The 22,517-nt window shown below is 52.8% G+C and carries 19 protein-coding genes; 1 reads left to right on the plus strand and 18 read right to left on the minus strand.

From position 1 onward, the window contains the following. The 8 genes from priA to IEW11_RS16230 form a co-directional block, all read right to left on the minus strand. Entirely contained in the window at positions 1 to 2,490 is a 2,490-nt protein-coding gene (priA, locus tag IEW11_RS16195) for a primosomal protein N' (RefSeq protein WP_188532105.1), read from the minus strand. After that, the gene (gene coaBC, locus IEW11_RS16200; protein WP_188532106.1) at positions 2,487 to 3,704 is read right to left on the minus strand and encodes a bifunctional phosphopantothenoylcysteine decarboxylase/phosphopantothenate--cysteine ligase CoaBC; all 1,218 of its coding nucleotides are present in this window, start codon (positions 3,702 to 3,704) and stop codon (positions 2,487 to 2,489) included. Before coaBC ends, priA begins: the two co-directional genes overlap by 4 nt. Before the next feature lie 103 nt (positions 3,705 to 3,807). Beyond that, positions 3,808 to 4,017 carry a DNA-directed RNA polymerase subunit omega gene (gene rpoZ, locus IEW11_RS16205; RefSeq protein WP_188532107.1) on the minus strand — a complete coding sequence of 70 codons (210 nt, stop codon included), beginning with the start codon at positions 4,015 to 4,017 and terminating at the stop codon, positions 3,808 to 3,810. A gap of 11 nt (positions 4,018 to 4,028) precedes the next feature. Continuing rightward, positions 4,029 to 4,649 (minus strand): guanylate kinase, encoded by a 621-nt coding sequence (gmk, locus tag IEW11_RS16210; protein WP_188532108.1) that lies wholly within the window; start codon positions 4,647 to 4,649, stop codon positions 4,029 to 4,031. A gap of 12 nt (positions 4,650 to 4,661) precedes the next feature. Continuing rightward, entirely contained in the window at positions 4,662 to 4,922 is a 261-nt protein-coding gene (remA, locus tag IEW11_RS16215) for an extracellular matrix/biofilm regulator RemA (RefSeq protein WP_020615370.1), read from the minus strand. Between the two features lie 293 nt (positions 4,923 to 5,215). Next, positions 5,216 to 7,111 carry a bifunctional homocysteine S-methyltransferase/methylenetetrahydrofolate reductase gene (locus tag IEW11_RS16220; protein WP_188532109.1) on the minus strand — a complete coding sequence of 632 codons (1,896 nt, stop codon included), beginning with the start codon at positions 7,109 to 7,111 and terminating at the stop codon, positions 5,216 to 5,218. Positions 7,112 to 7,216: 105 nt separating this feature from the next. After that, positions 7,217 to 8,047, minus strand: a complete 831-nt coding sequence (dapF, locus tag IEW11_RS16225; RefSeq protein ID WP_188532110.1) for a diaminopimelate epimerase — start codon at positions 8,045 to 8,047, stop codon at positions 7,217 to 7,219. 143 nt (positions 8,048 to 8,190) lie between these two features. After that, positions 8,191 to 10,971, minus strand: coding sequence for a calcium-translocating P-type ATPase, SERCA-type (locus IEW11_RS16230; protein WP_188532111.1), 2,781 nt, complete (start codon positions 10,969 to 10,971; stop codon positions 8,191 to 8,193). A gap of 188 nt (positions 10,972 to 11,159) precedes the next feature. Here IEW11_RS16230 and IEW11_RS16235 point away from each other — a divergent pair, with 188 nt between their 5' ends. Further along, positions 11,160 to 12,905, plus strand: coding sequence for an Rqc2 family fibronectin-binding protein (locus IEW11_RS16235; protein ID WP_188532112.1), 1,746 nt, complete (start codon positions 11,160 to 11,162; stop codon positions 12,903 to 12,905). A 73-nt stretch (positions 12,906 to 12,978) separates the two neighbouring features. Here IEW11_RS16235 and IEW11_RS16240 read toward each other — a convergent pair whose 3' ends face one another. From IEW11_RS16240 to IEW11_RS16285, 10 genes are all read right to left on the minus strand, one after another. After that, positions 12,979 to 13,929: a MerR family transcriptional regulator gene (locus tag IEW11_RS16240; RefSeq protein WP_188532113.1), complete on the minus strand. Its 951-nt coding sequence runs from the start codon at positions 13,927 to 13,929 to the stop codon at positions 12,979 to 12,981. Next, on the minus strand, positions 13,926 to 14,780 hold the full coding sequence (locus tag IEW11_RS16245; protein WP_188532114.1) for a PHP domain-containing protein: 855 nt from the start codon (positions 14,778 to 14,780) through the stop codon (positions 13,926 to 13,928). The genes IEW11_RS16240 and IEW11_RS16245 overlap by 4 nt, the downstream gene beginning before the upstream one ends. Beyond that, positions 14,771 to 15,682, minus strand: coding sequence for a selenium metabolism-associated LysR family transcriptional regulator (locus IEW11_RS16250; RefSeq protein ID WP_188532115.1), 912 nt, complete (start codon positions 15,680 to 15,682; stop codon positions 14,771 to 14,773). The genes IEW11_RS16245 and IEW11_RS16250 overlap by 10 nt, the downstream gene beginning before the upstream one ends. A gap of 107 nt (positions 15,683 to 15,789) precedes the next feature. Then, positions 15,790 to 16,227 (minus strand): hypothetical protein, encoded by a 438-nt coding sequence (locus IEW11_RS16255; RefSeq protein WP_188532116.1) that lies wholly within the window; start codon positions 16,225 to 16,227, stop codon positions 15,790 to 15,792. Between the two features lie 196 nt (positions 16,228 to 16,423). Then, positions 16,424 to 16,687, minus strand: a complete 264-nt coding sequence (locus IEW11_RS16260; RefSeq protein ID WP_188532142.1) for a YlbG family protein — start codon at positions 16,685 to 16,687, stop codon at positions 16,424 to 16,426. 52 nt (positions 16,688 to 16,739) lie between these two features. Next, positions 16,740 to 17,237, minus strand: a complete 498-nt coding sequence (locus tag IEW11_RS16265; protein ID WP_188532117.1) for a YlbF/YmcA family competence regulator — start codon at positions 17,235 to 17,237, stop codon at positions 16,740 to 16,742. Between the two features lie 85 nt (positions 17,238 to 17,322). Beyond that, positions 17,323 to 19,275 (minus strand): helicase-associated domain-containing protein, encoded by a 1,953-nt coding sequence (locus IEW11_RS16270; protein ID WP_188532118.1) that lies wholly within the window; start codon positions 19,273 to 19,275, stop codon positions 17,323 to 17,325. Continuing rightward, entirely contained in the window at positions 19,272 to 20,987 is a 1,716-nt protein-coding gene (locus tag IEW11_RS16275) for a DNA repair helicase XPB (protein WP_188532119.1), read from the minus strand. Before IEW11_RS16275 ends, IEW11_RS16270 begins: the two co-directional genes overlap by 4 nt. 133 nt (positions 20,988 to 21,120) lie before the next feature. Next, the gene (locus IEW11_RS16280) at positions 21,121 to 21,840 is read right to left on the minus strand and encodes a thermonuclease family protein (protein ID WP_188532120.1); all 720 of its coding nucleotides are present in this window, start codon (positions 21,838 to 21,840) and stop codon (positions 21,121 to 21,123) included. Between the two features lie 94 nt (positions 21,841 to 21,934). Then, positions 21,935 to 22,375 (minus strand): CBS domain-containing protein, encoded by a 441-nt coding sequence (locus tag IEW11_RS16285; RefSeq protein WP_188532121.1) that lies wholly within the window; start codon positions 22,373 to 22,375, stop codon positions 21,935 to 21,937. Between the last annotated feature and the right edge of the window lie 142 nt (positions 22,376 to 22,517).

Raw genomic sequence — 22,517 nt, forward strand, 5'->3', positions numbered from 1 at the left:
TTACATAATAACCTGAGGGTCAACATCCACGCTGAACAAAACCTTTCCCTGCTGCTGCCCCTCCGTAAAAGAAGCCAGCACGCTGCGGAGAAGCTCCGTCGCATCGACGTTTCCCCGATATTTTATCATACATTGAAACCGGTAGCGATCTTTTAACCTTGGAATCGGAGACGCCACAGGGCCTAAAATATCCATTGCCCGCTCCTGAGCGGTAGCCAGCGGCGCCAGAACGCCTGCCCGGGCAGCCCTCTCCCTCAATGCTGCGGCAAACCGCTCCCCCTGCTCGACGAGCAAAGGCAGCTGCTCATGCGTCATCGTTACAAGAATGAGCCGGCAAAAAGGCGGATACGACATCATGCGCCGGTGGCGAAGCTCCTCCTCGAGAAAGGCGTCATAATCGTGCCGCTGTGCTGTGCGCACGGAGTAATGATCCGGCGTATATGTCTGCACAACGACCTCACCGGGCAAGTGATGCCGCCCAGCCCGGCCAGCTACCTGCGTAAGCAGCTGAAACGTTTTCTCCGCCGCGCGGAAATCCGGCAAATTGAGCGAGGAATCCGCCGCTATGACCCCTACCAGAGTGACAAACGGAAAATCCAAGCCTTTGGCAACCATTTGTGTGCCAAGCAGCACATCGGCCTTCCGCTCTCCGAACATCGTCAGCCACTTCTCATGAGAACCCTTCTCTGTCGTGGTATCCACATCCATACGGATGACGCGAATGCCGGGAAACAGCTTCGCAAGCTCCTCCTCGACCCGTTGGGTCCCCGTACCGAAAAAACGGATATGTTCGCTTTGGCACTCCGGACAGACCAGCGTCGAATGCTCCGCATAACCGCAATAATGGCAGCGCAGCATCCGCGACTTCTGATGATAGGTGAGTGAAATATCACAGTGCGGGCAGCCCGCCGTATAACCGCAGGAGCGGCACATGACGAAGGTGGAATAACCCCGGCGGTTGAGCAACAGCACGGATTGCTCCCCCCGCTCCAGGCGCTCCCCCAGCGCTTGATGCAGGCGGCGGCTGAACATCGAGCGGTTGCCCGCCTTCAGCTCTTCCCGCATATCCACGATTTCGACAGGCGGCAGCGGACGGCCGCCTACACGCTCAGGCAGCGGCAGCAGTGCATCCGACTGGCCGTCTCCTTGCAGGGAAGCGCGGCGAGCTGCGGCATAGCTTTCCAGAGAAGGCGTTGCCGAGCCGAGCACAACCGTGGCGCCATGCTGCTTCGCCCGTTTTACCGCAACGTCGCGCGCATGATATTTCGGGCTTTCCTCCTGTTTGTAAGAAGATTCGTGTTCTTCATCAATAATGATCAGCCCGATCCGCTCGAACGGCGCAAAGATCGCAGATCTCGCCCCGATCGCAACCTTGACGCGCTTCTCTTTAATTTTGCGCCATTCATCATAGCGCTCCCCATTCGATAACCGGCTGTGCAGCACCGCCACCGCATCGCCGAACCGGCCCTTGAACCGCTCCACCATCTGCGGTGTCAGCGAAATCTCAGGCACCAGCACAATTGCTTGGCGGTCTTGTGCGATGCAGCAATCAATCGACTGCAGATAGACCTCTGTTTTGCCGCTGCCGGTAACGCCCTGCAGCAGAAACACTTTCGGGTCCCCGGCAAGAACCGCCGCCGTGATCGATTCGAAAACGGCCTGCTGTCCTTCCGTCAATTCCAGCGGCTGCGATGGAGCGAAGGTTCGGCCCGCGTAAGGATCCCTGTTCTGCTGCACCTCACGCACTTCGACGAGCCCTTTATCTTCCAGTGCGCGCACACTCGCAGCAGAGGACCCTGTCTCCGCTAGCAAGGCCTGCAGCGGAATCGGTTCATTGCGGGTAAATAAATAAGAGAGCAGCTCACGCTGTTTAGCCGCCCGGGCGGGAATTTGGGCCAGCGCTTCTTCCTCCGTAATTGAATCTGCAGCCGGGAAGACCGTCAGCACTGTTCGGATGGCCAGACGATCCTTCACGGCAACCGTCTCGGACAACACGCCCGAACGCAGTCCCGCTTTGATTGCCGCAGACGAATCCGGAAAGCGCTGCTGCAGCGTATCCAGCTTCACCGGCGCATATTTGCGGATATGCTCCAATACGGGTTGCGGAAGCCCCGCCTCCGCATGTAGATTCGATTCCTGAAGCGAAATATAACGTTCCGCTTTCCCTTTCAATGCGGAAGGAATCATCGCCTGCAGAGCTGCCGTCCACGTGCAGCAATACTTATCGCTAATCCATAACGCCAGTTCAATGAGATCGGGAGAAAGCGGGGCGCTCGGATCGAGCAGCTCGGCGATTGCCTTCAACCGCGAGAGATCCACCTCGCTTTGCTCCGCAAGCTCAACAACGAAGCCCTGTAACGTCCGGCCTCCGAATGGCACGCCTACCCGGCTGCCCACCTCAATCCACCCTGACATCGCTTCCGGCACCTTATAGTCGAATGGTCTGTCGGTCTGCTTGGTCGGAACATCAACGATGACGCGGGCGATCATTGCCGCTCCACTTCCGGCCTAGTTTCCAGCCGCTCCGCGATCAACGACATCAACCGAACGGCGACCTCATTTTTGGACAGGAGCGGCCATGAGGCTGCCAGCCCGTTCTGATCGAATATCTGCACGATATTCGTGTCGCCGTGAAATCCCGCCCCTTCCTGAGCGACGTCGTTGGCGACAATCAGGTCGCAGTTTTTACGGCGTAATTTATCCATTGCATAATACTCCACCTGCTGCGTTTCCGCGGCAAATCCGACGAGAAACTGTGTGCTCTTTACCCGCCCCAAAGATTCCAAAATATCGGTTGTTTTCTCCAATTCGAGGACAAGCTTGTCCCCGGTTTTTTTCAGCTTCTGATCCAGCTTGATAACCGGTCGGTAATCGGCTACAGCGGCCGATTTAATGACAACATCGGACGACTCGAACCGATCCGTCACCGCCTGCAGCATCTCTTCGGCGGACTCGACACGCACCACCGTTACGCCTGACGGGGGCAGGGCAAAGGCCCGTGCGGCGATAACCGTAACCTGCGCTCCCATATCCCGTGCCGCTTCCGCAATCGCGAAGCCCATTTTACCAGACGAATCATTCGTCAAATACCGGACCGGATCAACCCGCTCGACCGTTCCTCCAGCTGTGACGAGCACTTTTTTTCCAGCCATAACCTTCCGCTGCGCAAAAAAATGCTCGATCGCGACCACAATCTCTTCCGGTTCCGCCAGCCTGCCTTTGCCCACATAACCGCACGCAAGCTGTCCTGTTCCGGGTTCCACGAATCGAACGCCCCGCGATGCGATCAGCTTCATATTATGAATAACAGCCGGATGCTCATACATATGCACATTCATCGCCGGTGCGACAAGGATCGGCGCCGTCGTCGCAAGGAGGGTCGTGCTCAGCATATCGTCTGCCAGCCCATAGGCCAGCTTTGCGATGATGTTGGCCGTTGCCGGGGCGATCACAACCAGATCCGCGCTGTCGGCCAAATCAATGTGGGAGACAACAGACGGGTCCTTCTCATCGAAGGTATCCGTATATACAGGGTGACGTGATAACGTCTGCAGCGTTAAAGGCGCCACAAATTTGGTCGCGGATTCGGTCATGATCACCCGGACATCAGCACCGGCCTGCACCAGCTTGCTGCAAAGGGCCGCGGCCTTATATGCCGCTATACCGCCTGTAATGCCCAGCAGGATCGTTTTTCCTTTCAACATCGGCTGCACTCCTTTCCCCAGTAGAAACGGCTGCTGCCGTCTTATACGAGGCAGCAGCCGTTAAAAAAATAACAACCGCAGGGGTTGTCACTTTATGGATCATTTATGATTTTATGTCTGGGTTTGACTCTACTACGATATGCTCATGATAAATTTCTTCCAGAGCCACGCCGACGAATTTATGCGATTTCGGATTTCTAAGCTCCGATTTGTCGCCGTCACGCAGCATGCGCGCTCTTCTCGACGCTGCAACAACCAAGGAATACTTGCTGTCAACCTTCTTTACCATTTCATCAATTGATGGATATAACACTGTCATTCACCTCAAGCTTTCTCCGATGCGGCCTGCATGTGCTGCGCAAACTCGCTCATATATCGTTCACTTCTGCAATGCTCCGCCTCGACGATACTCTGAATGCGTCGGCAGGCGTTGTCGATCTCGTCGTTAAGTACCGCGTAATCATAATGACGGATCAGATTCATCTCTTCGGCAGCTACCGTCATCCGGTTCGCGATCAGGTCCTCGGTCTCGGTTCCTCTGCCTGTAATCCGCTGCTTCAGCTCATCCAGCGATGGCGGGAGCAGGAATATAAATACGCCTTCAGGGAATTTCTCCTTCACCTTCAGCGCGCCCTGCACTTCAATCTCAAGGATGATATCCTTGCCGGAAGCGAGTGTCCGCTCGACAAAATCCCGCGGCGTTCCGTAAAAATTGCCTACGTACTCAGCATACTCCAAGAGCGCGTCGCGGGCAATCATATCCTTGAACTGCTCTTTGCTCTTAAAAAAGTAGTTGATCCCGTCCATCTCCCCTTGCCGGGGCTGACGCGTCGTCGCCGAAACGGAATAAATGAGCTCTGGCATCTTTTGACGCAATACAGAGCATACAGTTCCTTTGCCGACGCCTGATGGGCCGGACAACACAATTAAAAGTCCTCTTCTCATGATACTCCCCATCTATTCATCGTGGTCGTCATCCTTCGTCGACAGGCGATGAGCCACCGTTTCCGGCTGTACCGCCGACAGAATGACATGGTCGCTGTCCGTGATGATAACAGCTCGTGTGCGTCGTCCATAGGTAGCGTCAATAAGCATGTGGCGGTCGCGCGCTTCCTGAATGATCCTTTTGATCGGCGCCGATTCCGGACTAACGATCGAAATGATGCGATTAGCGGAAACAATGTTCCCAAATCCGATATTAATTAGTTTGATAGCCATGACAGGTTTCCCCTCCGGTCTCCTCGTGCCTTCGCCCGATAGAACAAAATTGTATGATCAACGCAAGAAATATGGCTGGATATTGCTAAGCAGATTGCACTATTCTTGACGAAAAAAGCCCGGGGCATACGTTCTTTGGTTACTGCGCCTGACCCTTCTTCTGCCTCTGGCATGCCTGTCCTGCAAGGACAAATTTCTAAAGAGATGGCAAACACATCCATTACCTTATTTTAATCCATTTTGCACATGGGAACAAGAGAAAAAGAGTTTTCTTAAGAAAATCAACGATTCTCCTAGGTTATAGATTGAATATGGCGCGTTTTGCTCCACACATATTCGGTCAGACGGACAGACATCTCATAGAACATAAAAGGGGTAATAAGATAAATGCCGTTAAAATGGTTCAAAGCCGTATCCAGCAGCTCTTCGGCGATTCGCACGCCTTCCGCGCGCCCCTCTTCTCCCTCAAGGCCTGACATCCGCTTGCGAACCTCATCCGAGAGCTGAATGCCGGGCACTTCATTATGCAAATATTCGGCGTTTCGTCCGCTGGCCAGCGGCATGATGCCGATAAACACCGGAACGGATAAATGCTTCGTCGCCTCCGCGATCTGCTCGATGAGCTTAGGGTCGTAGACAGGCTGGGTCATAATATAATCAGCGCCCGAATCAATCTTTCTCTCCAAACGTTGAATCGCTTTATCTAAATATTTGACATTCGGGTTAAAGGCTGCACCAACAACAAAATCCGCCTTTTGCTTGAGCGGCTTGCCCGAGAACGCCACGCCGTCATTAAGCTGCTTAATCATCCGGATCATCTCGAAGGAGGTCAGATCGTACACTGAGCTTGAACCTGGTAAATCGCCGAAGCGCGCAGGGTCACCGGTAACTGCCAGCACATGGTCGATGCCGAGTGCATCCAATCCCATCATATGCGATTGGGTGCCGATCAAATTACGGTCCCGGCAAGCGATATGGACAAGCGGCCGCAGTCCGATACGTTCCTGAACGAGCGAGGCAAGCGCAATATTGCTCATCCGCGTGACAGCCAAGGAATTATCAGCCATCGTCACGGCATCTGCACGAGCTTCCTTCAGCGCCTCCGCTCCCTTCATAAACTTGCGGATATCCAAGTCGCGCGGCGGATCCAGCTCGACGATCACCGTGTGGCGCCGCTTCACCAGATCGACAATCGAAGGCTCGGCCTGTTTGGGCTGAGCGGTTTCTTGAACCGTGATCTGGGATTGCCCGGGCGCGGAGCCCTCTTTAAGCGTGCCGTCTACAGCTGCGGTCACCGCGTTATTCCGGTTGTCCCGCTGAGGCTGATATCCGCTCAAAGATGCCGCGATCGCTGCGATGTGCTCCGGTGTCGTGCCGCAGCAGCCGCCGATCAGTCTCGCACCCCGATCGGCAAAACGGCGAGCCGTATCGGCAAAGTATTCCGGCGTTGCCGTGTATGTGTACTTTCCGTCTACATAGTCGGGAATTCCCGCATTTGGAAACACAGAGAGCGGAAGTCCAACCTCACCGTCGATCGTATCCAGTGCACGCAGAATGCCATTTGGACCGCTGCGGCAGTTCAGGCCGACCATATCGGCTCCCTCCGCCTGCAGCCGATCGTATGCTTCCTTCAGACTAAAGCCATCCTGCGTCCTGCCCACATCCTCGACTGAGAACTGGCAAATCACCGGAAGGTCGCCCGCTTTGCGAACCAGGCGCAGCGCGATGAGCATTTCCTCCAGATCATAGAACGTTTCAAGCAGGATTCCATCCACGCCTTCATCCAGCAAAGCAAGGATCTGCTGTTGGAATGCTTGCCGAACCTGCGCGGTCCGGATATTTTTTCGTTTCCCGGCTCTGATCGATCCGACCGCTCCGACGACATAGGCATCATCGCCGACGGCTGATCTGGCAATCCGGACACCGGCACGGTTAATCCGTTCGACGTCGTTCTCTAATCCGTACTTCGACAGCTTCTCATAGTTCGCAGAGAATGTATTCGTCTCTATTAATCGGGCCCCCGCTTCATAATACAAACGGTGGACGCTTTCGATCACATCCGGGCGAAGCGTGTTGAATTCCTCGTAGGATACACCGACAGGAAAGCCTTTCTGATAGAGATAGGTGCCCATCGCACCGTCTCCGGTGATCAACGTTGAATGCAAAGCTTGCCGCAAATCAAGTTTCATTCCCTTGTTCCACCCCCGCGATAAAATTCAAAACGGAAAAGCAGGCTCTACGCAAATGAAGAGCTACTTTTCCGGTGCCTGGTTAAATGCATCTTATCTATCTTATTATATCGCGCCGCTGTATACAACTGCTGCTGGTCCTGTCATATACACATGTTTGTCTTGTTCGTTCCATTCGATCAGCAGATCGCCGCCCTTGAGCGATACGGTTGCCGTACGGTCAGTCATCCCGTTCAATACCGAAGCGACAACGGTGGCGCAAGCTCCTGTACCGCAGGCTAGCGTCGGTCCTGCGCCGCGTTCCCAGACGCGCATATCGGTATGGGTGCGTGAATTAACCGTCACAAACTCGACATTAATTTTGCGCGGAAACATCGGATGCGTCTCCAGCTTCGGCCCCCAGGCCTGAAGATCAAAGCCTGCCGCATCGTCTACATAGATGACGCAGTGGGGATTGCCCATCGAGACAGCGGTAAACCTGAACTCACGGCCTTCCACTTCGATCGGGTGGTCAATAACGACATCCGCATCGACCGTCGTAGGCACCTGCAGTCCCTGCAGGATCGGCTCTCCCATGTCAACGCGAACCGTTGCCACCTTGCCATCCTCCACGTTAAGCTGCACCTTTTGCGCGCCTGCCCCGAGCGTCTCGATCGTAATTTCCTCTTTGTCCGTCAGGCCGTTATCATAGACATATTTGGCTACGCAGCGGATGGCGTTGCCGCACTGCTCCGCTTCCGAACCGTCGGAGTTAATAATCCGCATCCGGAAATCCGCGATCTCCGACGGCAGAATGTAGACAAGCCCATCAGCCCCAATGCCGAAGTAACGGTTGCACAGCTGCTCGGCCAGCTCGGATACATTTGCCGGAAGCTCGCGTTCACCCGCGACGACGATAAAATCATTTCCCAAGCCATGCATTTTTGTAAAATTCATTCTACTTGCACTCCTTTTTCGTTCACTATATCGGATAAGCCAATAATTTTCCTAATAGCATAACGTAAACAGAGAACAAAGGCTATTCATATTTTACATCATTCTTTGCACTATTTCACCTATTAAAATAAAGGTATTTCCGCTTATCTAGCGATCGGCTTTGAACCGTCAAACGGAATTCGCGTTCTGGTCTTCTTGTTGCCGGGTGTACCGAGCACACTGCCGATGCCCATCACAAAGGTCGGGATGCCCGCAGCGACAAATACCAGGCACCAGGAACGGAAATCAAGCGGAACCGTCTTGAAAATCGGCTGGAGCGCCTCTATATAGAGCACACATAACATGAGGACCAGCGACGACAATACAGCCAATACCAAGTAACGGTTCTGCAGCGGATTACGGTGAAAGATCGATCTGGAGCTTCGGCAATCGAACACATGGATAAGCTGCGCCATGACTAAAGTGGCAAAGGCGACGGTTTGCGCCTCAACCAGGCTCGTGCCGGACCGCAAGGTGATCCAGAATGCCCCTAACGTACAGAGGCCGATCAGAATGCCCCGGCTGATAATCTTCCAACCGAGCCTTCTCGCAAATATATTTTCCTTGGCTGACCTTGGTTTATGCTGCATCAGGTCCTTCTCCGCCTGGTCCACGCCAAGCGCCATCGCCGGCAAGCCATCGGTCACCAGATTGACCCAGAGAATCTGAATCGGGACAAGCGGGAGCGGCAGTCCGACCATCATCGCCAGGAACATCGTCAAAATTTCCCCGACGTTAGAAGCAAGCAAATAACGAATGAATTTGCGGATATTCTCATAGATCCCGCGCCCTTCCTCAATCGCCGAAACGATGGTCGCAAAGTTGTCATCGCTGAGCACGAGCGCTGAGGCTTCCTTCGATACATCCGTCCCGGTAATGCCCATGGCAATTCCGATATCCGCCGCTTTGATCGCCGGCGCGTCATTGACCCCATCCCCGGTCATCGCCACGACATGGCCCTGGCGCTGCAATGATTTCACGATTCTTAGCTTATGTTCCGGCGAGACACGGGCGTAGACATAAATGTTATTCACGATCTTGTCCAGCTGTTCATCGCTCATCGCGGCCAGCTGCCGCCCGTTGACCGCCATGCCGCCGCGCGGCATAATGCCGAGCTGGCCTGCAATCGCTTCTGCCGTCAGTTGATGGTCGCCCGTAATCATGACCGTTTTGATTCCCGCGCGCCTGCAGGTTGCGATCGCCTCGCGAACCTCGCGGCGCGGCGGATCGATCATGCCTGTCAATCCGACAAAGACAAGCTGGCATTCCACTTCCTGTTCGGTTTCGCAGGCATCCTGAGGGCGCAGATCACGATAGGCCATGCCAAGCACACGGAGCGCCGATCCCGCCATTTCCTCCGCAGCTTGGGAAACCTTCTGCTTCAGGCTTGGCGTAAGCGGAACGATATTTCCGTCCCAAAGAATGTAGCTGCACTGCTCCAGCAGCAGGTCCGGCGCCCCTTTCGCGCAAATCAGCCTTCCCCCTTGATGGGTAACAAGCACCGACATGCGCTTTCGTTCGGAATCGAACGGGAATTCTTTAATCCGGTTATAGATGCCTTCAAGCGATTTTGCCGAAACACCCAGCTTGGCCCCCAATACCGCCAGCGCGCCTTCTGTCGGATCGCCTTTGAGCGCCCACTCTTCGGCTCGGGCTTCTTTAATCTTACGCTTCTTGTTCTCCTCCTCGATCGGCCGTTTATAGAGCGAGGCATTATTGCACAGCGCAGCAATTTGCAGCAGCCGGCGCAGCGGCTGATCGCTTTTCAGATCGACGGCGGCTTCCCCTTCGGTAATTCCGCCTACAGGCTCGTAGCCCTCGCCGGAAACCTCGAGCCGCCTGCCGCCTAGCCACAGCCTTGTTACTGTCATTTTATTCTGCGTCAAGGTGCCGGTTTTGTCCGAGCAGATAACCGAAGCGCAGCCGAGCGTCTCCACTGAAGGAAGCTTGCGGACAATCGCCTTCCGCTTTATCATCCGCTGCACGCCGAGCGCCAGCGCGATCGTCACAATGGCTGGCAGCCCCTCCGGGATTGCCGCAACAGCAAGGCTTACGCCGGCGAGAAACATGCCATAGGTCGGTTGGCCATGCAGAATGCCTGCAATAACAACCATCACTGTCAATCCGACCGCGACGACGATCAATATTTTACCCAGCTGCTCCAAACGGTGCTGCAGCGGCGTTTCCATCGCTTCGGTTTGCTGGATCAGATCGGCGATTTTACCCATTTCGGTATTCATCCCGGTCCGGATGACGAGCCCTTTTGCCGTGCCTCTCGTGACCATCGTACCCATGAAGCCGAGATTCCGTTGATCTCCCAGCGGCAGATCGTGCTCCCAGATCGGGGAAGCATGTTTGCCGACCGGTACGGATTCGCCCGTTAATGCCGATTCCTCCGCGTAGAAGCTGTTTGTTTCGATGAGCCGGATATCCGCCGGCACCCGGTCACCAGATTCGAGCAGCACGATGTCACCCGGAACCAGCTCGCTCGCAGGCACGACAACGACCTCACCGTTCCGCATAACGTTCGCGTTTGGAGCCGACAGCTCTTTCAATGCGCGAAGCGACCGCTCCGCCCGGAACTCCTGTATAAATCCAAGAATGCCGTTCAGCACGATAATGGCTACGATCGTAAGGGCGTCCAAATATTCTCCCAGCAAACCGGAAATTAACGTAGCCCCTACGAGCACAAGGACCATGAAGTCTTTGAATTGATTCAAAAACAAGGTGATCGGCGAAATTTTTTTGCCCTCGGACAATTCGTTCCGCCCATACCGCTGCAGCCGCTCTCCCGCTTCCTCCGAAGTGAGGCCGCGATCCGGAGCCGAGCCTAGCGCCTGCGCAAGCTCTTCCTTCTCCATCTGGTGCCAACTTTTGTGTTCCATTTTCCGTCTCCCTCCCGCTCTGGTCAGCGCTCCGGCTAATCGGTCACAAACCGACCGGACAGCCTTTCTAGCCTAAATGTATTCGGACAAACCGTAAAATATCCCAGTCAAAGGACTTAAGTTTTTGTCACAACTATGGCATGATAAGGAAGAGCGATAAGCATTCATATAAAGGAGAACTGAACATCATGGCCTTAGATGGTATCGTAACCGGCGCAATCGCACAGGAACTGCAAGCCTGTACCGGCGCTCGCATTCATAAAATTCATCAACCCAGCCCCCATGATTTGGTTCTGCAAATTCGTGGCAATGGTGTACAAGGAAAGCTGCTCATCTCAGCCAACCCTACCTATCCGCGCGTACATTGGACACAGCAGAGCTTTGTCAATCCGCTCGAAGCGCCGATGTTCTGCATGCTGCTGCGCAAATATTGCGAGGGAGGCGTCATTGAAGAGGTAAAACAGGTCGGCCGAGAACGCATTCTTCATCTCAATATCCGGCGCCGCGACGAGCTTGGAGACGTCTCGCTGCGCACAATCATCGTCGAGCTGATGGGCCGTCACAGCAACATTATCCTTCTCGATCCGGAGACACAGACGATTCACGACGGCATCCATCATGTGACCCCATCGATAAGCAGCTATCGCGTCGTCATGCCCGGCAGCCGTTATGTGTCACCGCCCGATCAAGCGAAGGCCGATCCGTTATCCGTCACCTCAATAGAAACGTTCAACAGCATATTGTCCAATACGGATTCGGATGCTCCAATGGATAAACGGCTGGTCGAAGCTTTTAGCGGGTTAAGTCCTCTGATAGCCAGAGAGCTTGTATTTCGCAGTCACAGCCAAGACAATAGGTCGGATGGAGCCGACGCGATATGGCCTTCTTTCGATCGCCTGATGACCGATGTGCGGCAGGCCCGGTATCAACCTGTCATCGCGCTGAATAAGGACGGTAAAGCCTTTTTCTCGGTTACTCCGCTTACCCATATCAGCGAAGAGCAGGAGCCCTTCGATACGATCAGCGAGTGCTTGGAATCGTTTTACGGGGAAAAAGCCGAACGGGACACCGTCAAGCAGCGCGTATCGGACCTGCTGCGCTTTCTACAGAACGAGAAGAACAAAAACGCCAAAAAGCTGGATAAACTGGCAGAGACGATCGAGGAAGCAAAGGACGCGGAGAAATATCGTGTACTGGGTGAGCTTCTGACCGCTTACATGCACCAAATCGAAAAGGGTGCGGATAACATAGAGGTCATCAATTACTACGATGAAGAGCAGCAGTCCGTCACTATCCCGCTTGATCCCCAGCTGACCCCGTCTGAGAATGCGCAGCGGTTTTTCAAGCGGTATGCCAAGTCCAAAAACAGCCTTGCCGCCGTCACCGAACAGATTGCGATGACTCACGATGAGATCCGATATCTCGAATCACTCCTGCAGCAGTTAGAATCGGCGGCCCTTAACGATGTGGAAGAAATTCGGGACGAGCTGGTGGAACAGGGCTACTTGAAAGCCCGGCACCGCAAAGGGCAAAAGAAGAAGAAACAGGCCAAACCTTCCCTGCTCTTCTATACTTCATCCGAGAATGTCACAATCATTGTCGGCAAAAACAATACACAAAACGAATACCTGACCAACAGGCTGGCAGCGCCTTCGGACACCTGGCTGCATACAAAGGATATCCCAGGCTCGCACGTCGTCATTCGCGGGGGACAATTCGGAGATCCGACCTTGGAGGAAGCGGCCATGCTTGCAGCGCATTACAGCCAGGCAAGATCGTCCAGCCAGGTGCCGGTGGACTACACACTGATCCGCCACGTCCGCAAGCCAAACGGCGCCAAGCCCGGGTTCGTCATCTACGATCACCAAAAAACGCTGTTCATCACTCCGGATGAACAGCGCATCAAATCACTACCCTATCAAATCAAGTCATAACTCACTTGCCGATATTGCGGGTTCGCCATCCAGACCCGAGTATCGGCATTTTTTCACCCGCAAAAATCACGGCTTACTTCTCCGTAAGCCGTGATTTTATCATCTCCACAGATAGGCGCGCATTCCCGCGGATACGGTAAACCCGCTGCGTACCTGGCAGTAAACCTTCCTCTCCGATGGCTCTGCCCCCGATAAAGACCATCGTATGCGGAGAAACCTCCGCTATTTTCCGGTCCAGTTCCTTAAGAAAAGGCAATGCGGCTTCAAGCGGAGGCGTGGTCGCAAAGCTGAATGTGAACGCATCGGGCTTCATTTCCGCTAAGCAATCAAAGATGCCTTTTTCCGAAGGCGATGCCCCTAGATAGATGACCCGGTAGCCTAGCTGCAGGGCGAAGAAACCGATAAAAAGAATGCCGAGCTCATGCCGCTCGCCGGGCCCGCAAGCAGTGACCAACAGCGGACTGTCTGGACTAGGACGGAAAAGATTACGCAGTGCAAGCAGCTTATCCCGGATAAAATGACTGCCGAAATGCTCCTGATATTCGGAAATTTCATGCCTTGCCCACCGTTCCCCGAGCTCAATTAATGCAGGTTCCAGAATCTCCATCAGGATATGCTCCATATGATGAATGGATACCAGCTGTTCATATAACCGCTGGGCTCCGTTTAGATCCAGTTTCTCGAAGTAATCCAGCAATTGCTCGATCGGCTCCTGCCATTCCAAGGCAGCAGGTTTTTCATCCGGGCTGATTGTCCACATCGGCCGCTGCGATTCCGCTCCTGCATGGGCTTCTCCTTCCGGGTTCTGCTGCTCTAAGACGGCCATTCCGATCGGAACGCCGGCATCAACCCGCTTTTTTAACCACCGCAGGATGTCGATGTCTTGTTTGCTGTACCCCCGATAGCCGTTCGCCATCCGCTCGGGTGCGACAGCCCGATACCTTTCTTCCCATTTACGAATTAATTGCGTGGACAAGCCGGTCTGCATCGCCACTTCTTTAATCGTAAAAAGCCGCTGCGTCATTCCTTCTTCCTCCAAACCGGGTTGAGTTGCATGAGCACGCCGGCATGGACCGAGCGGCTGCCTATTCCGCCATGGTATACGACGCCGCCCCGCTCGCCATGATAATCGGAGCCGCCCGTTTCAATGACTTGATAACGGCGCGCCAGCTTCAAGTAGCGCTCTTCCTCCTGCTTGGAATGATCGGAGTGATACACCTCCACACCGCCGATGCCGTACCGGATCAGCTCTTCAACCAATTCATCTTCGCCATAAAGCCCCGGGTGGGCGATGATGCTTGTCCCGCCGGCCTCCCGTATCCAGTCAACCGCTTCAAACGGCGTAATTCTCGGGACAGATACGAAGCCCGGTTTCCCGCTGCCTAATAATGTATCAAACGCTTCGCTGACGGACAATGCGATCCCTTTATCCACAAGCACCGCCGCAATATGCGGCCGGCCAACCGTTTCATCGTCACTTCCTGTTTTTCCAGCTGCTGCATACACTTCTTCCAGTGTGATGGTTATCCCGAGCTGGCTTAGCTTGCCTATAATGCGCTCGTTGCGAAGCGCTCTGCCCTGCCGAAGCTGCTGTAGGCGCTCCAGCCAAACCTCATTGTGCCAATCCGGATAATAGCCCAGCACATGAATATCTTTGCCATTGGCAGATGCGCTGATCTCAACGCCAGGCACGACTTGAATGCCGATGCGAGACCCTTCCTCTATCGCCTCCGCCACGCCAGCCATCGTATCGTGATCCGTTATCGCAACGGCCGCCAGTCCAGACGAAGCGGCAAGCCGCACAACATCTGCTGGCGACCGCGTTCCGTCCGAGGCGGTCGTATGGGTGTGAAGATCCGCTCTTTTTATAGCCATTGCTGCAAATCCCTCTCTTGTAAAAAGGATAAAAAAGTAACCGCTGATATCGGCAGCAGCGCGGATTTTAAATAAATGGAGTAGAACTGCCTTTTAAATCGGATATCCGAAATCCGGATCGTACGGATCAGTCCGAGAGCAACCTCATGCTTGACCGAAGAAGCCGATACGAATGAAACGCCGAGTCCAGCTTCCACGGCGGATTTAACCGCTCCGGTACTGCCAAGCTCCATCACAATGTTCAGCGAACGGGGGTCAATATTTTTACCGCGCAGCTCATCCTCCATGACCAGCCTTGTTCCCGAGCCCTGCTCTCGCAGAACGACCGGGTATTGAAGCACCTGGTCGATCGTAACCTCGCCCGCATCGGCTAGCGGATGGGCAGACGGTACGATCAGCTGGAGCTCATCGCTCATCACTGCCTCCATATGCATATCAGGATGATTAACAGGCGCTTCAATCAGTCCAAAGTTGAGCTGGTGATTAAGAATTTCTTCCATTATCTGAGCTGTATTCATGACCTTCATGCTTATCGTAATATGAGGGTATTCTTGACCGAAAGGACCAAGCAAACGCGGAAGAATGTATTCTCCGATCGTCAAGCTTGCACCCAACTGCAGCCGCCCTTTTAATTGGCGTGTGAATTTGGACATCGTGGAATCGGTTTCGCGGATCAGCTCGATGCTGCGCTGCGCAAAAGGCATTAGTGCTGCTCCCGCTTCTGTCAGATCAATCCGTTTGGTTGAGCGAAGCAGCAGCTTCGTGCCGAAATAATCCTCTAACGATTGCACCTGCATGGTAACGGCAGGTTGAGTCATATGGAGCGCTTGTGCGGCTGCGGAGAAGCTGCCTCTCTCCGCAACCGTATAAAAAATGTGCAGCTGGTGAAAGTTAAGTGCCATCCCGATATCATCCTTTCTTCTTTTTTTATTATAACAAACGTTTGACAAAGATGCGACAAAAAACACGTACTCTAGAGTACGTGTTTAGCTTCTCTTATAACAGTTCTTCATTTCCGTTTGCGGCTGTTTTTGATCAGCGTCATTCTTCTCGAATGGCGCAGCCACGAATAATACGATTTCAGATCTCGCAGCTCTATCGTTTCCGACATTCTGCCAAGAAAGGTGACGACGATCATCTTGTGAAGCGAGTTGCCCAGCAGGTCCGTTTCTCCTTCAAGGCTCGTAAACTCCGCGACAAAGACCAGATCCTCATCGATCAGATAAACGTCCTCTTCGTTCCTGTAGTATGGCTCCACACGCCCTTGCTTGAGCGATTGCCATATAAAATCAGCAATATCCTCAAACCCGGTCTTCTCGCTTTCCACGCGATCCGCCCATCGGATTTTGGCATGGTTCGTGATGACGACATCTGCAACTTTCTTATCTCCCAAAATGACATGAAACGACTCGTATGTATTCCATCTCTCCGTCGTCTTGTCTTTCATCTCGAATCCACCCCTCCCTAAGAAGCAGGATCTATCATGCTAACTGTGTATATTTACCTATATATTCTACCATGCTTGCCCGATATTTCAACCTAAAAATAAGCTCGTTTTATCGTTGAACCCTATGTAAATATTCGATTTTTTAAAAAAAGGGCCTCCTTATAAAAATGCCGGTAAGGAAGCCCTCTCAGCGAGGCTATAAACTATAAAATCGCGTTTTGTCCTCGACATTGGAATTGTACTCTGTTTTGATCTCGTTGCGGTAAGACCGCTCTATTCTCTTAACGAAAGGAAGACGCTGAATGTTGCGTACGGTATCATCAGCCCGTTCCGCATTCATATAGATAACAACGTAGTGCATCTTGCGTGACATATAATGAATCGAGCCGTATTTTTCCAGCGAACGGGCCGCTTTCAAGTCACTTACCCATATTATAAAACCTATTCGTTCTAAAAACATCGCTTCCCTCCGTTCCTCTAATTTATTTACAGCCACGCCCTCCGGCAACCGGTTATCCACAACCGCCGCTGCCGCAACTGCATGATCCGCCGCTTCCACAGCCGCCTCCGGATAACGCTTCGTTGCCGGGCACTTTAATCGTTTCGGATACGGAAGAAGCAATGGTATGTGAGACATCATACAGCAGCTGGTCAACTGCACGCTCTGCGGCCTTGTAATTTTTTACACTTTCAAAGGTATCCAGCTCCCGCTCCAATTCCTTGACTTTATCCTTGGCGGCATGGAAGTCGGGATGAAACCTTCCGAATCGCTCGCATTCCGTAAAAAAATCTTTGGCTTTACGAAATTTCACGATCAGCGCCTGAACCTCGGCGTCTTTTTCAACAGCAGCCTTCCAATATAAGTAATCGGCAACATCAGCCGAATTGTTAATCATGTCCCCCAGCTCGTAAGCATGAAGCAGCAGTCCAGCCATATCAAGCGAGGTCGTCTCGCCCGCGAAGGCGAATGTCGCATCCGGAGTCGCATTCAATTCTTCGGTAGTTGGCATTCATCCACCTCTTCTCTTAAATTATCGCATTCGATTTATTGAATACTCTACTATCATACCACGAATCAATAGTAAAAGTAGAGCTTTATTCAGCCGGCTGGCCTGGAAGAAGGAGTCTCATCTCCTGCCACATATCCGGGATCAGCTTCATCTCCATAACTTCACTGCAGGCTTGTGAACGAATTCGACCTGACACCGCCCACCCTTCGTGGTTCTCTTCAAGGCGGGAAGGCAGAAATGTCACGGTCTCCCTGCCCTTGCGCAGTTCAATCGGGGCATGCCATGACAATGCCTGCTCGATGATTTCTTTTTTCGTAGAAGGGTGATAAGCGCGCATTTGCCGGAACCATGATGAAGGAATGCGATGGAGCCCGGGATACAATTCTTCTTTACGCGGCTCTACAAGTGTCTTGTAATGTTCCAGCGACACAGGATCGTAGAACAAACCGTTTTTTGAAGAGGCCGATTGCAGCTGTGAAGCTGCCGCCTGAGAAGACTGATCATGTGCGGTTTGTTTAAGCGGAAACAAGCCAAGCTGCTCCAATCGTTTGCGCAGCTCCTTAACCTGGCCGGCCTCAACGATGAAGTCGGATGAGCCGATCCGCTGCAGCAGCAGCGGTGCGACAGTAGGCTCTGATGCGATCCGGTCGCCGCACTCTTGCGATGCGCACCGCAGCAGTGTAACCTCCATGAACTGCAGCTTTCCGGCACGCTCCGACCATTCGGCCAATGCTGCGGTGACTGTAACGGGAATCGGCGCGGCACCGGCGGACTCTAAAAAACCGATCATGCTTTCCAGCGTCCAGCCCTTCTCTATGGCTGCTGCAATCGATGCAGGCCGCAGCTGATAAACGGCAAGCCTGTCTTCAGCAACGAGCTCTGCAAGCTCGGCAAGTTTCCAGACGGTTTGAAAGCTTACTTCTCTGGATACGATGATCTCACCGCTTGGTTGAATGCGAAGCTCTTCGCAAGTTATTCCTGATCCTGTCTCTTGTTCGCCTATAATAGGCTCTACCAGCCAGCGGAATAATTGCTCGCCGTCTGCTGCTTGTCCTTGCTCCATCCAACCGAATTCCGTATATGCATTGAGCAGTACTTTAACGCGATTAACCAAGTGAGGCCCTTCGTTACCCAATTTACAGTCAGTCATCCATTGATAAAGATCCCGCCAGCGGTACCATTGGCCGGCATGTAAGCTTCTTATCCCTGCAGCCGGATAAGCTGTAACAGGATCGGATACGGCATAACGGTTCGTTACCGTTTCGATCAACAAGGATTCTCTCCGATCGTAAGTTAGATTTAACCACGCCTCCCTGATCGGATTATTCCATTCGTATGCATTCTCGCCCTCTTTAAGCAATCCGATCGTTAAAGCAAGATCAAGCACGACCGATAAGCTTGCAGGATAGTCGTTACGATAAGCGAATGAAAGTCCCCAGTCCTCCACTTGCTTCGCTGACATCGTTAACCGGTTCATCATTTTTGCAATGGTCTTTTTAGGCAGAAATCCCTTGGCCGTCCAATGAAGCCCATGGCGGTTAAGTGAGCAGAGCGCACCGAGCATTTGATAGCTCAACGGCAAACGCTCCGTTCCTGAACGGGTATGCGGCAGCAGTTCGGACTCCATAACGGGACGAAAACGGGGAGCAAAATACTCCATAAGCCAAAAGTAAAAAGCGTCTCTAGGAATGAAATGAAGCTCATCGCCCCATGTTTTGCTTATCGTGAATACGATGCCGCAGCGGCGCAGCTCCTGTAAGCCTTGGCGAATTTCCGCGCCGGCTAATGCTCCCTGGGCAGCCGCGCGCAGCAATCGTTCCTCATCAAACGGCTGCGGACCGAATCGTCTGATTATGAGCTCCAGCGCTCCGGTCGCATAACCGGGTAGCGCGGATCTCGCAGTTGCAACTGCTCCGGCATGCAGCTGTGCATCAGGCCAGCTTAGATGAAATCGTTCCGCTGCCGACCAGACAGCGCTCATATTGATTTGCTGTACTTTGTCATACGATAATCGCGCCGCAAGCTCGTGGACATTCATTTCGCCACCTCCTGCGCCTGCTCACCGTTAATTTCCATGCTTTCCGACCAATTCACCAGTTGGTATTGATAACCCTGCTCAGTCATGAAAAGCTGCCGCTTTAAAGCGAACTCCGTTTCTTTAGTTCCGGTTGTAACCACACTGTAGAACCAAGCTTCATTAGCATTCGGCTTCGGACGAAGAATCCTGCCGATCCGCTGCGCTTCCTCTTGTCTGGAGCCAAAGCTTCCTGACACCTGAACGGCCACTGCGGCATCGGGTAGATCAATCGCAAAATTGGCAACTTTGGATACGATAAGCGCCCGGACGTCGCCCGCTTTAAAACGGTTGAACCACATCTCCCGCTCATGATGCGGCGTACTGCCCGTCAACAGGGGAAGCTTGAACCGATCCGCAAGCTGACGAAGCTGTGTAAGATATTGGCCGATAATAAGCATCTGCTTATCCTCATGAAGGTCTAATAACGACTGCACAACATCTGCTTTATTCGGATTCTCGCTCGCCAATCTTAGCTTCCCTTTAGGCGCTGCCTGATAATAACACTCGGCATACGTTCCTGTTAGCGGAACCCGAAATTCCGTACAGCTTACGGAGGCAATCCAGCCTTGCTGTTCGAGCTGCTTCCAAGGCATATCAAAACGCTTGGGACCGATCAAGGAGAACACATCGCCCTCACACCCGTCCTCCCGGACTAGCGTAGCGGTCAAGCCGAGCCGGCGTGTCGCTTGAATCTCCGCCGTCATCCTAAATACGGGCGCCGGCAGCAAATGCACCTCATCATAAATGATGAGGCCCCAATCCCGTTCTCTGAATAGTTTCATATGGGTATATTCATGCTGTTTGGAAGAACGGTGCGTCATAATCTGATAGGTCGCAATCGTTACCGGGCGTACCTGCTTGAGCGGACCGGCATATTCCCCTACCTCGGCCGGCGTTAATGTCGTTTTGTCCAGTAATTCATTCTTCCATTGCTTTACCGAGGTCACATTAGAGGTTAGAATAAGCGTCGCGCAATTCAATCTGGACAGTGCCGCGATCCCGACCACCGTTTTGCCCGCTCCACATGGGAGCACGAGTACGCCGCTGCCTCCATGCACGTTTCCCTCGCTGTAGAACAAGTCGGCCGCCTGTTCTTGATAATCGCGCAGCCTGAAGCTTCTGCCGCTCTTGGTCTCCTGCAATAACGCGACCTTCAGCGATTCGCCGGCATGGTATCCCGCCAGATCCAACACCGGATAACCCTGTCGCAGCAGCTCCTGCTTGAGCCTTCCGCGTTCAGACGGTTTCACTTCCCAGACGTTATCCGAGAGCTGGCGCAGCAGCGCATCCCCTACGGCTTTCTTATCCATAAGCAGCGATCGGGCGGCTTCGCAATCCACGGTCAACGTCATGGAGCCATGCTGATGCCGCAAGCACAGTTTGCCATAGCGGTCTGCCCATTCCCTGATGTTTGAAGCTGCTGTCATGGGGACCTCGTATTTGCTAAAGGCCTGCAGCGTATCAATCATCTGCTGTGCTGTTCCCCCTGCAGCACAAGCATTCCACACCGACAAGGGTGTAAAACGATACGTATGCAAATCGCCAGGCCTTTTCACTAAATCAGCGAATCGGGCAAGCCGCTCGGCCGCTTCTTTACTTGTAAGATGCCGTCCATCCAGTAAAACTGTGTTGTCTGATTGAATAATAAGTGAGCCATCCTTGCGCATAAACATCCCCTTCTTTTCCAAACCGTTTTCTTATTAGTTCAGTATGAAGAAGATTGGACTGTTTTATGCCATTTTCGGCGAGCTGTTCTCCTCAGAGAAAGACGGCGGGGGCCGCGACGATCTGAGGTTTATCTGAATATTATCTTTTGGGCGCTCTAAAGCCCGCTTGCTCCGCTTCCTTTTCCGTACAAAACATCATCTCCGCTATCGTCTGTTCGTAAGACCGGCTCCCGGGAACGTGATAGATCCTTTCATTGCGGGAATTGATATTTCCTTTGATTTGCGGATCCGCGCAGCTCTGGGCTGGAGTATCAGGGGTATCAGACGTATTTTGTTCGTTTATTCCCCACAGCCCCTTTCCCGCTTCTCTTGCTTGGCGCTCCAATTTCAAGAAATGCTCCGCATACATGACATTAGGCGGGACGGTCATGATGGAAGCGTAACCGCCACCCAGCAGTTGATCGTTGAACATTTCCGGCTCCCCTTCTATAAACACATAACGAAGCAGCCTGCCATACCGGTCCGTGCTGCCCACATCGCTAAAAAGATAAAGCTTTTTATTCATTAGCCGCTCGGCAGCAAATGCTTTGGCATCCTGTCCATACGCTTCTCCCTGCCCGGATATTTCAGGCGCATTTACACCGACAAGCCTCACTCTGTCACCGCCTTGAAGGACAAAAGTATCCCCGTCAATGACGCGTTCTGCAAATCCGGTCTCCATAGGACGGCTCTTCAGGTCCGGATAACTTTTGATGATCTCACTATAATAAGCATCGTTTCCCGATTGTTGCCCGCATGCCGCCAGAGTTGTTATTGCTGTTAATATGACGACGATATGAATTAAAATACGCGTATTCATTGCTTTCCCCTTTTCGCTCCTCTTTTGTACACAGAAAAATCCCCCTAATCGCAGTGATACGCATAGGGGGATTTCATGATTGAAATGATCTCGCTTAATGAAAAGCTGCGGATTCCCGGTGCTCCTGCTCGGAAATGCTGCTGAGCGCCTCTCCTGCTTCATTAACGAAAATTTCCCGAACCGCTAAGTCTCCGATTGCGACGATCCCTATTAATTCCCCGTTATCTACGACAGGAAGACGACGAATTTGATTATTGGCCATCAACCGGGCAGCATCATCTACTGAGGTCGAAGAGGAGATCGTTTTGATATCCTTTGTAATGACCTCGGACACCCCTGTTGAACCAGAGTGCTTCTGCGCATATCCACGAACAACCAAATCGCGGTCGGTTACAACGCCGATCAGCTTTCTCCCTTCTACGATCGGGACAAAACCGATATCATTATTTTTCATTAATACCGCCAGCTCATAAATATTGTCTTTCATAGTAGCAGTAACACAGTCCTTGGACATAATATCCTTTACGGTTTTCATCGTATTCCCTCCATCGGTAGGCTAGAGCGATGTTGACCCTCCTGCTTCAGCATTCAAAAAGTCGAACGATCGTCCAACGAATAGGGTTTCCTAGGCTTCATGAAGCCATGCATAACGATGAACGAGGCCTTCTTCCAAATGT

The sequence above is a fragment of the Paenibacillus abyssi genome, from assembly GCF_014640295.1.
GTDB classification, from domain to species: Bacteria; Bacillota; Bacilli; order Paenibacillales; family Paenibacillaceae; genus Paenibacillus_D; species Paenibacillus_D abyssi.

What these genes read in the sequence shown, in the direction of transcription:
- dapF (WP_188532110.1), bottom strand. Translation starts at nt 8,047, where the DNA reads ATGAATTTTACAAAAATGCATGGCTTGGGAAATGATTTTATCGTCGTC.
- IEW11_RS16235 (WP_188532112.1), top strand. Translation starts at nt 11,160, where the DNA reads ATGGCCTTAGATGGTATCGTAACCGGCGCAATCGCACAGGAACTGCAA.
- IEW11_RS16280 (WP_188532120.1), bottom strand. Translation starts at nt 21,840, where the DNA reads ATGAATACGCGTATTTTAATTCATATCGTCGTCATATTAACAGCAATA.
- priA (WP_188532105.1), bottom strand. Translation starts at nt 2,490, where the DNA reads ATGATCGCCCGCGTCATCGTTGATGTTCCGACCAAGCAGACCGACAGA.
- IEW11_RS16255 (WP_188532116.1), bottom strand. Translation starts at nt 16,227, where the DNA reads ATGAAAGACAAGACGACGGAGAGATGGAATACATACGAGTCGTTTCAT.
- IEW11_RS16245 (WP_188532114.1), bottom strand. Translation starts at nt 14,780, where the DNA reads ATGGCTATAAAAAGAGCGGATCTTCACACCCATACGACCGCCTCGGAC.
- IEW11_RS16275 (WP_188532119.1), bottom strand. Translation starts at nt 20,987, where the DNA reads ATGTTTATGCGCAAGGATGGCTCACTTATTATTCAATCAGACAACACA.
- remA (WP_020615370.1), bottom strand. Translation starts at nt 4,922, where the DNA reads ATGGCTATCAAACTAATTAATATCGGATTTGGGAACATTGTTTCCGCT.
- IEW11_RS16240 (WP_188532113.1), bottom strand. Translation starts at nt 13,929, where the DNA reads ATGACGCAGCGGCTTTTTACGATTAAAGAAGTGGCGATGCAGACCGGC.
- IEW11_RS16270 (WP_188532118.1), bottom strand. Translation starts at nt 19,275, where the DNA reads ATGAATGTCCACGAGCTTGCGGCGCGATTATCGTATGACAAAGTACAG.
- IEW11_RS16285 (WP_188532121.1), bottom strand. Translation starts at nt 22,375, where the DNA reads ATGAAAACCGTAAAGGATATTATGTCCAAGGACTGTGTTACTGCTACT.
- IEW11_RS16265 (WP_188532117.1), bottom strand. Translation starts at nt 17,237, where the DNA reads ATGCCAACTACCGAAGAATTGAATGCGACTCCGGATGCGACATTCGCC.
- gmk (WP_188532108.1), bottom strand. Translation starts at nt 4,649, where the DNA reads ATGAGAAGAGGACTTTTAATTGTGTTGTCCGGCCCATCAGGCGTCGGC.
- IEW11_RS16220 (WP_188532109.1), bottom strand. Translation starts at nt 7,111, where the DNA reads ATGAAACTTGATTTGCGGCAAGCTTTGCATTCAACGTTGATCACCGGA.
- coaBC (WP_188532106.1), bottom strand. Translation starts at nt 3,704, where the DNA reads ATGTTGAAAGGAAAAACGATCCTGCTGGGCATTACAGGCGGTATAGCG.
- IEW11_RS16250 (WP_188532115.1), bottom strand. Translation starts at nt 15,682, where the DNA reads ATGGCACTTAACTTTCACCAGCTGCACATTTTTTATACGGTTGCGGAG.
- IEW11_RS16260 (WP_188532142.1), bottom strand. Translation starts at nt 16,687, where the DNA reads ATGTTTTTAGAACGAATAGGTTTTATAATATGGGTAAGTGACTTGAAA.
- IEW11_RS16230 (WP_188532111.1), bottom strand. Translation starts at nt 10,971, where the DNA reads ATGGAACACAAAAGTTGGCACCAGATGGAGAAGGAAGAGCTTGCGCAG.